Origin of the sequence: Hyalangium minutum (genome assembly GCF_000737315.1) — a bacterium.
Lineage (GTDB): Bacteria > Myxococcota > Myxococcia > Myxococcales > Myxococcaceae > Hyalangium > Hyalangium minutum.
Map to the genome: position 1 here is coordinate 385,639 of NZ_JMCB01000002.1, position 11,807 is coordinate 397,445.

The window sequence follows — 11,807 nt, forward strand, 5'->3', positions numbered from 1 at the left end:
GGGCCGGACCTGGCGCGCATCCCAGGAAAAATGAGAAATCCGTGTGACGCGCTCTTCAGTCCCAGTGCTCGAGCTCAAGCATTGGCGGCAGCGCCCAGGAATGGCGCCTCGCCTCGTAGACAGAGACCGTGGGTGACGGAAAGCTGGGATCGGCGAAGGCACCGACGGCAACGGAGATGAAGTCCGGCAAGGTGCTGGGCTCCCAGTACACGGTGGAGCCACACACCGGACAGAAGTGGAGGGTGGCGGAGTTACCGCTGTCTCCCACCCGCGAGAACGCGGTGGAGCGCCCTTCGATGGCAGAGACGTCCTGTCGGCGGAACCGGGCTTGCGTCCCGAAGACGCTCCCGGTCCTTCGCTGACACTCCAGGCAGTGGCATATCGACACCCGGACGGGCTCGCCCGTGCACACCACCCGCAACTGGCCACAACTACAGGATGCTCGACGCAAGGGCGTCCTCTTTCTATAGGGAGGTGCGCAGAGCATCAGAGCTTGCTTAGCCCCACCGCTCAAGGAGGTTCGCATGCCGAAAACGATGACGCTGTCCCAGGTGATGAAGCAGCTCGAGGGGCAGGGCGACGAGAAGGTGCGCCAGCGCTACGTGCGCGATGGCGCAGGGGACAACGTTTTCGGCGTGCTGCTCGGCAAGATCCGTGGCCTCGCAGAGGCGCTCGGGACGAACCACGGGCTCGGCCTGGAGCTGTGGGCGACGGGCAACCACGAGGCGCGCATCCTCGCGTGCATGCTGCTCGATCCCGCGGCGCTCACCGAGAAGGAGGCGCGCGCGCTCCTCGAGCCGCTCTCGAATCAGACCCTGGTCGACGAGCTCGTCGGACGCGTGCTCGTGCATGCGCCCATCGCCGAGGCGCTGCAGGTGCGGTGGATGGATGGCAGCAAGGAACTTCCCCGCCGCGCTGGGTGGAAGCTCCTCGCCGGGCGCATCGCGCGCGGGCTCGCGAAGGACCTCGATGTCCGCGCGACGCTCGCGCGCATCGAGCATGAGTTGCCACCCGCCCCGTACCGGGTGAAGGAGGGCATCAACTTCTGCCTCGTCTGGATCGGCCTCCACCTGCCCGCGTACACGCAGGAGGCCATTGCCATCGGCGAGCGCCTCGGACGGTGGGACCCGCGACCGATCCCGAAGGGCTGCACGTCGAGCTATGCGCCGGAGTGGATCGCGGCGTCACTCGCGCTGCGTCGAGGCGAGAAGACCGAGGCACGAAAGGCGATGGATGCGGCCGCAAAGGCGAAGGCCACTCCGGCCAGGAAGAAGAGCGCTGGGAAGAGGCCTCCTGCCAAGAAGAGGGCGCGCTGACATCGCGCGCTCTTGGGCCGGCTCTTGCCTCGCCGCTGCCCAAGGCGGGGGGAGCTCAGGCTGCGAAACACCCCGTCAAAGGCTCTTGAAGTGCTTTTGGAGCCATGGACAGAGCAGCATCACCGCCACCCAAGCCAGCGCGAGCAGCACCAGGCCTCCCGTGCTGCCCGAGGTGCTGCATCCACCCCAGGGTGATTCGCGCACGCAGCGCTGCTCGAGGGTGACCGGGACGGGCTCGGATCTGTTGCCGGCGAGATCCACCGCGGTGAGCGTGCCCCGAATCGTGCGATTCGCGGCGGGACACGAGAACGCCAGACTTGCCTCGGCGGGGAGCCCTGCGGCCAGGAGCGTGTCACCCTCGTGGAGAAGGTACGTGACCGCACCCGCGCTGCTGGCAGTGAGCCGGGCGAAGCCGGTTTCCACGAAGCACTCCGCGCCGCTTGCTTCCTCTTGCGGAACATAAGGGAGGATCTTCCCCACCGTGACAGACGGAGCCGCAGGCGCGGTCCCATCTTCGGAACTCCCGGTGGTGAAGGAGGTGAGGGTGATGGGGCCGCCCCCTTGCTGGAGCAACTCGATCCGGTAGCGGGAGTTCGCCGCGAGGGGCGACTCCGGGATGAGCTCGGCGTTCTCGTGAGTGCCATCTCCTGGCTTCCAGGAGAGCGTGAAGGGCACATTCTCCACGGAGCCATTCGGGCCCTCGCGCAGCCAGGCGAACGAGCGGGTTGCGCTCTTGAAGGTCAACAGGCTCACGTGAGCATTGAGTGGGACCTCGGTCTGCTGCTGCTTGGGAACGACGTGGTACCAGAGCGCGATGTCACACGCCCAGGACGGGCCCGCGGCTCCGAGGAACCCCGCCAGGGCGATGCCCCAGGCCCAGCTTGCTGAAATCCGCTTCATGTATGGCTGCCTCCCGCGCCAGCAGTCAGCAATCGCTGTGCCGCACCGCAAAGGGCGGGAGTTCCCAGGCGCCGCCTCGCTCCATCCACGGGGAGTGAGGCTCCAGCTCTCAGAAAAGTGAGGCGGTGCCCCTGGCCCCTGTCCGTTCCAGCTCCTCCGCCACCTCCGCTGTACTGTGCTCCAGCCGCGTCCTGCACTTACCGCAACAGCAACGCGCAGAACCCCCCATCACCTACAACCCCCACGGTGAACCAGGCCACAGAGTTCCCAACACTACCGCTGTGGAGTTCCCGCAGGGGGTGCAGCCCTGAATCGACGAGCCGCGCCGCGGCCGCCGCACGGCCTCCGGGAGGGACTTACGCAACAGCGTCAGCGCCGCCAGCAGCGCCGCGCCCAGCGTGACCAGCACGCCGTACGAGCCTGTCGAGGCGACCGCCGCGGCGACGACGCCCACGAGCAGCTCTTGGACCTGAGGACGAGCTACCTCAAGGCATTGAGTGCCGATCCTTGCCACTTTGCGCTGGAAGGTGGCTCCACGTCCCAGCGTCAATGGCGCCGATGCTCAACCGCTCCGAGGTCGAATCCGCTCTCTCTCAGTTCCTCCCCTTCGAGCACACTGAGCTCCGATGGAGTGAACTTGATGGCGTTGTGGACGAGGTGGTCCAGACCTGATTCAGCAGGTCCTCGTCTGCGGTCTGGACCACTTCGTCGAGGCCCGCCTCGATTTCAGTACACCTGGTACCCATTCAGGAACAGGTCTACCTGCAGGAGATAGGAGTCCTCACCTGCATGCGCGTAAGAGTCCCAGTAGTAGAATGTGCCGTCGTTGTTCGGTTGGATGCCGAGGGAATGAGCCGTGGTCGTAGCCTGGTCATCCCATCCCCAATCCCAGTTATAGTAGCTGCCGTTTATCTGCTGAGCCCAAGGATTGTAATAGGACGCTGTACAAGAGTTAACGTACCAATGCGTATCAACGGGATAGGGCTGGCCCGTTCCATTGTAGGGCGTGCAGTTTCCATACACATTGCTGATCCCAATCGACCCGTCGGTATAGACATACCAGAGCACATAGTTCAGAGTCGTGGCGAGATCGATCTGGGGAAGGTCCTCTGTGATGATCTTGCCCTCTGCATACCAATAGCCAGGGCTGATGGCATTCGGCGTGTAGTCCGGCACCTTTCTCCCAGTCTGGCCCTTCAACCACTCACTCGGAACCTCTTTCTTGGTGGCCTTGTAGGTTCTTGTCTTGAGATCGATTTCGAGGTGGTAATAGAGGGGAGAATCTCCGATCCGAAAGATGCCTCTCGTCTCGATGCGCGCGCCATCCTCCTCAATCGACGCATGCAGGGAGGCGTTGAGCTGTTCGCTCTGAGGGTTTGCCTTCAGTTCGAACCGACTGCCTTTCTGGGGGAGCCCTTCAAGGGACTCCCTGCTGGTACTGGATGGCTCCGCTCCTGCGAGTGCTCCCATCAGGCCATAGGCTGCGGCAAGACCGATGCTCCAGCGCTTCATCATGATCCTCCTTGGAAAATTCGTCGGATTGATTTGCGGACCACATGAGAGGTGTTTGGCTTGTCCCCGAGGCTGCTTTCGCGAAGCCAGGAAAAACTCTCTCACATGGATAGAGACTCTGAGAAGGAAAATGATGCGAAAGAAGAGAAGTGGATAATGATCCAGCAATTCTGATCTGGTTGGAAACAAGCCATGAAAGTGTCACGCCGAGGACCGCTGAGGCATCCCTCAAATAGTCCCAACACTTCGCGAAAGACGGGTTGCGCTGAGACGAGTTGAGCGAAGCGCTCCTTGTAAGGACGCCGGCGATGCTCGGGCATGTAGGGGATGGCCTGTGGGCGGGAGAGCTGGCCCCCGCTTTATGGGGCGGGACTCTGGTGGCGCTCCCAGGAGAGCATCCACGCTGGCAGCGCGAACAGCGCCGCGCTGATGCAGGTGAGCTCTCCCAGGGATGCCAGCAGCCCGAATCCCGCCAGCGCCTGGTTGTCCGCCGCCAGCAGGGATGCGTAGCCCATCATGGTGGTGCACGAGCAGAGCACGACGGCTCTGCCCGTTCCCCGGAGGATGCGCGGCAGCGAGCCGGGGCCCTCGAGCTGCCAGCGCTGGACGATGTTCACCGCGTAGTCCACGCCGATGCCGAAGGTGATCGGGAGCACGACGAAGTTGAGGAAGTTCACCCGGGTCTGCGCCGCCGCCGCGAGCCCGACCAGCCACGCCACCCCCAGCAGCAGCCCGAAGAGCACCAGGAGCGTGGGCTTCACGCGGCGGAACACGAGGATGACCAGCAGGGTCACCGCGCCGAGCGCGAGGCCTGTCGCCCTGGGCCCATCCCGCGTGATGGCGGCCGCGATATCCGCGAAGAGCAGCGACTCGCTGACGGCCTCGGCCCGCGCCCCCGACTCCTGGATGGCCCCGCGCACCAACTGGGTGATCTCATGGAGGCTCTTGGAGTCCAGCGTGCCCACCTTGCGCGGGAAGGCGAGCGCCACCCGTCCCTCCGTGCCGTCCCTCTCCGTGAGGGCCCACAGGATGGCCCTCGGTAGATCCCGCAGCGTCACGGGCCGCACGTCCTCGGGCGGCCGGAGCTGCTCCACCTTCTGACGCTGCTGCGCGGGCAGTTGCTCCAGGCGCGCATCGGTCAGCTCGGCCCGTAGCTCCTGGATCAGCGGGAGCTTCTCCTCCTGCCCGGAGGGAAGGACCGTCTTGAGCGTCCTCACCTCGCGCAGGGGATCCTTCGCGCCCAGCGTCGCCCGGCGTTTTTCCAGTGCCGCCACCACCTTGTCTAGATCCGCCGGTGTCTCGCCGATGATCACCACGGGCGTGAGATAGACCCGGAAGATCTCATCGATCCGTTGGCCCCAGTAGAGGGAGCCATGGAGGAGGCTTTGCCGCGAGCGCAGCCGGGTGATGTTGTACTCGATGAGCTCGCCCCGGTAGTTCAGCACCGCGGCTCCACTCAGCCCAAGCAGGACGAGCGACAGCCCCTGCAGCAACCCCCGTCGGCGGACTACCACGTGGCTCACCCAGCGTGACAGCGGTGCCCGGGGACTCTCGGAGACGTCTGCGGGCCTCCACGCCTCCATGGTGAACAGGAGCGGGGGGAGCAGCAGCGCCGCCGAGACCCAGCAGGCCGCCATGCCCACCGACCCGATGACGCCGAACTGGTTGAAGCCACGGAAGGCCGTCGCCGCGAGCGACAGGTACGCCAGGCCCGCCGCGAACGACGCTACGAAGGTTGCCGCCAGCGTGCCACGCCAAGCCCTCTGGAGGGACTGCTCCACGTCGCCTCCCGCCCTGCGCTCCTCCAGGTAGCGCGCGGAGATGATGATGGCGGCGTTGATGCCATTGCCCACGACGATGGAGCCCAGGAAGGCCGTGTTCGTGTTGAGGTGGCCCACCAGGAAGTAGGACGCTCCGAAGGTGACGGCGCAGCCCACCGCGAGCGAGCTGACGATGGCCATGATGGTGGGCCAGTGACGGAAGAAGAGCCACAGTGCCGCGAGCACGCACACCAGCACCATCACGGTGGAGGACACCAGGTCCTCCTGGAGCGCCTCTTGCTCCTCCACCAGCGAGGCCACCTCCCCGTCGTAGCCCACGCGCATCGTGGGATCGAAAGAGGGCGGGTCTAGCGCCTGCACCTCCTGGCGGACCCGGTCGAGGAGCTTCTTGTTGGAGGCATAGCCCGTGGCGAGCTCGGGCGGCCGGAGGAGCAGCGCCAGCAGATGGCCCTCGGGCGTCTGGTAGTAGCCGTCGCGGAAGTGCGAGGCCGCATCCCATTGCGCGCCGTACTTCTGCTCCAGGCTGCTGAAGTCCAGCGGTGGCGGCTCCTGGTCGGTGCCCAGCAGGTCCACCAGCAGCGGATTGGCGTGGCGCCGCTCCCAGGCCACGCGGTTCTGGAGTTGCTCCAGCACCGTGCGCAGGTCCTCCGTGTCCACGTAGAACAGCCCGAAGCGCTTCAGGAACGCCACGTCGGCATCCGTGCGGTACTCCACGGCTTCGAGCTCATCGCGAGGCAGCATCTTGAGCCGCGCGGCAAGCGCCTCCGCGAAGCGTTGCAAGGCGTGGGGATCCTGGCCCTCCAGCACCACCGACAGGAGGGTCACGTCGTGCAGCTTGGAGCCCCAGCGCTTGGCCGCGACCACGCTCGGTGCATCCGAGGGCAAGAGCTCTTCCACCTCGCTGCGCAGATCGCGGTACAGCAGCACCGAGAAGCAGGTACCCAAAAGGCCGAGCAGGGCTGCGGCCGCGAGCACGCCGTGGCGGTGGCGGATCAGCCAGGGCACCAGTGTTCGTGAGAGGCGCTCGACAGGCATCTCCCGCCCCGCGCCAGTTGCTTGCTGGCCATGCCGGCCCTGTTGAGTCTGTTCCCCTCCCGGCTCAGCAGCCACCGGCGCTCCGCATGGGCGCTGGAGGCACTTGCCGCGCCTCCCTGGGGAGTACAGGGGAAACGTGCATGGTCTGTTACCCACTCCGGTCGCCGGAGAGGCTCGGAGTATGGGCCTGGCGGCAGGCACCGGCGATTGCCCGTGGGGTGGAGAGGCCGTTGCTTGTTGGACGGGGCGTCAGAGAAGGCTTGGCGGCTCAGGCTATGGAGGCTCGGCCGGGAACAGCTGGGCGCGCAGCGTCTCCGTCTTGCGGCGGCGGTGCGCGTTGCCATCATCCAGCAGGGTGGCCAGCGAGTATTGCCGGAGCGCGGGTTCGCGCTTGCCCTCCCGGAGCAAGGTGTCGCCGCGGGCGTCGGCCAGCTCCGCCAGCCGCTTCCGCGCGGCCCTGTCCGGAAGCTCCTTGCGCGGCTTGTACGCCGTGACACAGCGCCAGCGCTTGAGCGCCCGCGGCGCCTGGTCCTCGCGGATCTCCTGCTCGAAGCGCTGAATGAGTGCCTCGAGGCCCAGGGCCAGGGTGGTCGCCTTGCCCTCGGGACAGCGCGGATCTTCCGTCGCGCTCAGCCCGTTGAGCATGAAGAAGGAGCCGCCGATGGGGTGGAACTCGGCCATCAGTTTCTGGAGGTTGACGAAGTAGCCACTCGGACCGTGCAGGTCCATGAGGATAGGAGGCCCCTCCGAGACCAGGTAGTCCTCCATCGCGCCCAGCCGCAGCCGGTGCCGCGCCACCGCGTAGTCCGCCAGTCCGGCCAGATCGATGATCTCCGCGTTGCGCATCACCATGGCCAGCCCGCCCAGGTCCGGGTACGCCACCAGCGGCCGCAGCTGCCCGAGCTGCCGCGTGGTGGCCCGCACCTGCTCGGCGAGGCCCGCGATGAACGTGTACGGCAGCTCCGGCGCGGCCTTCACCTGCGGAGATCGCTCGAGGCTCTCGCGCGCCACGCGGTTTCCCGGGATGAGCACCAGCGCCACCGCCAGGAGCCGCAGCGTGCGCGCCGGCCACACCGCGCCCCGGTTCGCGATGCGCGCGCTCCACTCGCGCAGTCCGGAGATTCCCGTGGCCACCGCCACGCCCAGCAGCGGCACCAGCGGCGCGATGAAGCGCCACTCGCGCATCCAGTCGCCCTTCGCTCGCCACACGAAGAAGACGCCACAGCCCACGAAGAGGCAGGTGAGCGCGGTTCGGCGCACCTCGTCCCGGCCGCCGGACAGCCCCAGCACCGCGCACACCACCGCGAGCTTGCACAGCGGCCCATACGTGAGCGCGAAGGTCTCCAGGTACTGCCCCACCTGAAAGTCCATCGTGCTCTTGGCGTAGTACGTGTTGGGCAGCAGGTCCGCGAAGAGGCTCCAGCGCACCACGAGCCAGCCGCCCACCAGCGCCACCAGCCACGCGCCGATGCGCCACTCCTGCCGCCCAGGCCAGCGCCGCTCCAGGCCCCGGCTCACCACCCAGAGCACCGCCGAGGCCCCGGCGAAGAGCACGCCCTCGGGCCGCGTGAGGCAGAGCAGCCCCAGCGCCCAGCCCGCATGCGCCGAGCGCCCCGTGCGCAGCTCCTTCAGCACGAAGAGCCCGGAGATCGCCAGCAGGAAGGCCTCCAGCCCCGTCTCCATGCCGCTGGAGATCCAATACGCATAGGTAGGGTTCATCGCCGCCACGAGCGGCCCCAGTGCATCCTCCACTCGCAAATCCCTGCCGCGTGCGGCCGGTCCCCAATAGGAGAAGGCGGGCAGCGCGAGGACTCCGAAGATGATGCCCAACACGTGTGTGTAGGAGACCGGGTCTCGCCCCAGCGGCCGGCTCAGCCCCAGCAGCAGGGTCCACAGTGGGTTGGAGAAGCCCTCCACGGGCTGGGAGAACGGGGTGATGCGCAGGCCGTGTCCCGCGAACAGGGTCTGGCTGTAGGCCAGCGAGATGGCCGCATCATCCACGATGGGCACGGCCAGGTAGCGGCAGTGGTAGGCCAGTCCCACCGTGGCCGCGAGCACGAGCCCCACCGTGAACCAGGGCTCGAGCCGCGCCACACGTAGGGACCATGGCGAGAGGCCGGGCGAGGACATGCCCGTGTGCCTCTATGACAGCCGAGGCGGGGAATCCAGCCTGCTCGGGAGCCCGCCAGGACGCCCAGGAAGGTGGTATGCCCAGAGGCCTATGACTTCTCCCGTGGCTCTCATCACTGGCGGCTCGCGAGGCGTGGGCCGGAGTGTCTCCCTGCGGCTGGCCCAGGCCGGTTATGACATCGTCTCCACCTACCGGCGCGATGCCGAGGCCGCCGCGTCGCTGGCCCGGGAAGTCGAGGCGCTCGGCCGCCGCTGCCGCACCGTCGTTGCCGACCAGCTGGAGCCCGCCAGCCTCCACTCCGCGTTCGACACCGTTCAGCAGGAGTTCGGCGGGTTGGATGTCTTCGTGGCCAACGCGGCCTCCACCGCCTTCGTGCCGCTGATGCAGATGAAGCTCCACCAAATGGACAAGACGTTCAACGTCACGGTGAAGAGCTTCGTGCTCGGCGTGCAGCGCGCCGTGCCGCTCATGGAGGGCCGCCGGGGCCGCATCGTCGCGGTGTCCGGCATGGACTCGCGCACGCCGCTGCCCTTCCACGGGCTTTTGGGCGCCATGAAGGGCTCCATGGAGATTCTGGTGAAGTACTTCGCCGCCGAGCTGGCCGGCACCGGCATTCGCGTCAACGCCGTGAACCCGGGCTACATCGACACGGACTCCAGCCGCTTCTACATGGGCGACTCCTGGAATGCCCTGGAGGCCCGTATCAAGGAGACCGTGCCGGTGGGCAACATCGCCAGCCCGGACGAGATTGCCCGCCCCATCGAGTGGCTCTGCTCCGAGGCCTCCTCCTACATCAACGGCCAGACGATCGTCGTGGATGGGGGGCTCGAGGTGAACTACGGGATGAACATGGCCGTCCAGCTCTCCCAGCCGACCCGGTGACATGTCGAAGCGCCTGACCACCGCCGCGTTCGTCTTCTTCTTCCTGCTCACCGCGCCGGTGTGCACGGTGCTGGGCGTGTTGCTGTGGCTCGTGACGCTGCCGTTCGATCCGAACAAGGCCGTGCTGCACGCCTTCGTGTGCCGCTGGTGCCACACCCTCTATCTGGCGTGGCCCGGCTGGCGCGTGCGAATTGAAGGCCGGGAGTTGCTGCCTCGCGGGCCCGCCGTCCTCATCTCCAACCACCAGTCCGCCATGGACATCGTCACCACCATGGGGCTGTTCCATCCCTTCAAGTTCGTGGCCAAGGCCTCGCTCTTCAAGGTGCCCATGGTGGGCTGGCTGATGTCGCTGATGCGCTACGTGCCGGTGGAGCGTGGGCACGTGCACGCCATGGACAAGATGTTGGAGGACTGCCGCGGGTGGCTCCGCCAGGGCGTAGCGGTGCTCATCTACCCCGAGGGCACCTATGCGCCCCCGGGCCAGCGGCTGCCGTTCAAGCGCGGCGCGTTCCGGCTCGCCATCGAAGAGCACGTCCCCGTGGTGCCGGTGGTGGTGGAGGGCACCACGGACCTCATTGAAGGGGATGGCCCGTGGATGAACCCGCGTGCCCACCTGCGCGTGCGCGTGCTGCCGCCGCTGCCCGCGGACGCGCTGGGGAGCGATCCCCTGGCGCTCGCCGCGCGGGTCCGTGCGCTCTACTTCGAGGCGCTCGGCCTGCCGCCTCCGCCCGCCGAGCCCGTGGATGAAAGGACAGCTCAATGCGCCTGAGCCTCTTTCAGGTGGATGCCTTCACCTCCCGCGTCTTCGGCGGCAACCCCGCCGCCGTCGTCCCACTGGATGCATGGCTGCCGGATGCCACGCTCCAGGCCATCGCGCTGGAGAACAACCTCTCGGAGACAGCCTTCTTCGTGAAGGAGGGCGAGGGCTACCGGCTGCGGTGGTTCACCCCGGCGCAGGAGGTGGACTTGTGCGGCCACGCCACGCTGGCCTCCGCCTATGTCCTCTTCCACCACCTCTCCCGGGAGCTGCAGCAGGTGGAGTTCGCCTCGCGCTCCGGGCCGCTGAAGGTGGCGCGCGAGGGGGACTGGCTGGTGATGGACTTTCCCGCGAGGCCTCCTCGGGCCTTCACTCCGCCGCTGGAGCTGGCCCAGGCGCTGGGGGCCAGCCCGCGCGAGGTGCTCGCGTCGCGCGACTGGGTGGCCGTGTTCGACTCGGAGGCGCAGGTTCGCGGGCTGAAGCCGGACCTGACGCGGCTGGCCCAGCTGGACACCTTCGCGGTGACGGTGACGGCGCCGGGCGACGAGGTGGACTTCGTCTCGCGCTTCTTCGCGCCGCGCGCGGGCGTGCCGGAGGATCCGGTGACGGGCTCGGCGCACTGCTCGCTGGTGCCCTATTGGGCCAAGCGGCTGGGCAAGACGCGGCTCACGGCCCGCCAGGTGTCCGCGCGCGGCGGCGAGCTGCGCTGCGAGGAGCGCGAGAGCCGGGTGCACATCGCTGGCCAGGCGGCGCTCTACCTAGAGGGCGTCATCACCTTCTGAGGTGGCTCAGCCCTCCGTCCAGCCCTTGGAGCGCCGCGAGGCCTCCTCCAGCGTGTGGGCCAGCATGAGCGCGGGGCCGGTGAGCTCCTCCAGCTCTTCCACGGTGGAGGGGATTTTGCGGTGCTCGGCGTGGATCCACCCCGCGCGGATGTGAAAGTCCCGGTAGTGGTTGGCCATCTCGTAGAGGTGCTGCTGGACGGACTCGTTGCGCAGCACCCGGGCGGTCTCGCGGGAGACGTTGTTCAGCTCGAAGAGCCGGTCGAACGCCTTGTCGCCGATCTCCGCATCCTTCCGGCCGAAGAGCTTGAGCAGCTTGTCTCCCAGGCCCTCCTGCTCCAGCGAGAAGTCCGGGGACAGCCCTCCGTTGGTCGAGAGGCGCAGCACCGTCACCGTGTACCGCTCCTTGCCGGAGCCGCGGATCTGGAGCTCCAAACGCATGGGGTACCCTTCGTAGGAGCCCTCGATCTTCAGGCCGTCCGCGCACATGTCATGGCGGCGGGCGAACTCGGCCCAGGCCGCAACCCTCGCTTTGTGCCTCCTCACGAACAGGTACACGACAAGGACCACGAAGGCGATGAAGGAGACGGCGATGATCACCTGCTGGACCACGTTGAGCATGGCCGGAATTCTGCACTCAGGCCTCGATGGGAGGAAAGGCAGGGGCTCCGGGAGCCACGTGCTTCGTGTCGCCACAGGGGGGCACTGGTAGTG

At 67.2% G+C, this 11,807-nt stretch carries 10 protein-coding genes; 4 read left to right on the forward strand and 6 right to left on the reverse strand.

The features are described from left to right. Positions 1-55: 55 nt before the first annotated feature. Positions 56-451: a GFA family protein gene (locus tag DB31_RS05305; RefSeq protein ID WP_240486536.1), complete on the reverse strand. Its 396-nt coding sequence runs from the start codon at positions 449-451 to the stop codon at positions 56-58. A 73-nt stretch (positions 452-524) separates the two neighbouring features. Here DB31_RS05305 and DB31_RS05310 point away from each other — a divergent pair, with 73 nt between their 5' ends. Continuing rightward, the gene (locus DB31_RS05310) at positions 525-1,316 is read left to right on the forward strand and encodes a DNA alkylation repair protein (RefSeq protein ID WP_052419730.1); all 792 of its coding nucleotides are present in this window, start codon (positions 525-527) and stop codon (positions 1,314-1,316) included. Between the two features lie 75 nt (positions 1,317-1,391). Here the strand turns inward: DB31_RS05310 and DB31_RS05315 are convergent, their stop codons facing one another. The 4 genes from DB31_RS05315 to DB31_RS05335 form a co-directional block, all read right to left on the reverse strand. Continuing rightward, the gene (locus DB31_RS05315; RefSeq protein ID WP_044183166.1) at positions 1,392-2,216 is read right to left on the reverse strand and encodes a hypothetical protein; all 825 of its coding nucleotides are present in this window, start codon (positions 2,214-2,216) and stop codon (positions 1,392-1,394) included. A 726-nt stretch (positions 2,217-2,942) separates the two neighbouring features. Then, a complete protein-coding gene (locus tag DB31_RS05325; protein WP_044183171.1) occupies positions 2,943-3,731 on the reverse strand; it encodes a hypothetical protein in 789 nt (262 codons plus the stop codon). Between the two features lie 356 nt (positions 3,732-4,087). Beyond that, positions 4,088-6,544 (reverse strand): efflux RND transporter permease subunit, encoded by a 2,457-nt coding sequence (locus DB31_RS05330; protein ID WP_083968024.1) that lies wholly within the window; start codon positions 6,542-6,544, stop codon positions 4,088-4,090. Positions 6,545-6,817: 273 nt separating this feature from the next. Continuing rightward, positions 6,818-8,674, reverse strand: coding sequence for a hypothetical protein (locus DB31_RS05335; protein ID WP_044183177.1), 1,857 nt, complete (start codon positions 8,672-8,674; stop codon positions 6,818-6,820). Positions 8,675-8,777: 103 nt separating this feature from the next. Between DB31_RS05335 and DB31_RS05340 the strand changes: the two genes are divergently transcribed. From DB31_RS05340 to DB31_RS05350, 3 genes are read left to right on the forward strand one after another with little or no spacing between them, the layout of a single operon-like run. After that, positions 8,778-9,557 (forward strand): SDR family oxidoreductase, encoded by a 780-nt coding sequence (locus tag DB31_RS05340; RefSeq protein WP_240486537.1) that lies wholly within the window; start codon positions 8,778-8,780, stop codon positions 9,555-9,557. A 1-nt stretch (position 9,558) separates the two neighbouring features. Continuing rightward, on the forward strand, positions 9,559-10,326 hold the full coding sequence (locus DB31_RS05345; protein ID WP_044183182.1) for a lysophospholipid acyltransferase family protein: 768 nt from the start codon (positions 9,559-9,561) through the stop codon (positions 10,324-10,326). Then, complete coding sequence (locus DB31_RS05350) at positions 10,317-11,096, forward strand: PhzF family phenazine biosynthesis protein (RefSeq protein WP_044183186.1); 780 nt, start codon at positions 10,317-10,319, stop codon at positions 11,094-11,096. The genes DB31_RS05345 and DB31_RS05350 overlap by 10 nt, the downstream gene beginning before the upstream one ends. Positions 11,097-11,102: 6 nt before the next feature. Here DB31_RS05350 and DB31_RS05355 read toward each other — a convergent pair whose 3' ends face one another. Next, positions 11,103-11,714: a hypothetical protein gene (locus tag DB31_RS05355; protein WP_044183189.1), complete on the reverse strand. Its 612-nt coding sequence runs from the start codon at positions 11,712-11,714 to the stop codon at positions 11,103-11,105. Positions 11,715-11,807: the final 93 nt, after the last annotated feature.

What these genes read in the sequence shown, in the direction of transcription:
- DB31_RS05315 (WP_044183166.1), bottom strand. Translation starts at nt 2,216, where the DNA reads ATGAAGCGGATTTCAGCAAGCTGGGCCTGGGGCATCGCCCTGGCGGGG.
- DB31_RS05345 (WP_044183182.1), top strand. Translation starts at nt 9,559, where the DNA reads ATGTCGAAGCGCCTGACCACCGCCGCGTTCGTCTTCTTCTTCCTGCTC.
- DB31_RS05330 (WP_083968024.1), bottom strand. Translation starts at nt 6,544, where the DNA reads ATGCCTGTCGAGCGCCTCTCACGAACACTGGTGCCCTGGCTGATCCGC.
- DB31_RS05335 (WP_044183177.1), bottom strand. Translation starts at nt 8,674, where the DNA reads ATGTCCTCGCCCGGCCTCTCGCCATGGTCCCTACGTGTGGCGCGGCTC.
- DB31_RS05325 (WP_044183171.1), bottom strand. Translation starts at nt 3,731, where the DNA reads ATGATGAAGCGCTGGAGCATCGGTCTTGCCGCAGCCTATGGCCTGATG.
- DB31_RS05310 (WP_052419730.1), top strand. Translation starts at nt 525, where the DNA reads ATGCCGAAAACGATGACGCTGTCCCAGGTGATGAAGCAGCTCGAGGGG.
- DB31_RS05355 (WP_044183189.1), bottom strand. Translation starts at nt 11,714, where the DNA reads ATGCTCAACGTGGTCCAGCAGGTGATCATCGCCGTCTCCTTCATCGCC.
- DB31_RS05350 (WP_044183186.1), top strand. Translation starts at nt 10,317, where the DNA reads ATGCGCCTGAGCCTCTTTCAGGTGGATGCCTTCACCTCCCGCGTCTTC.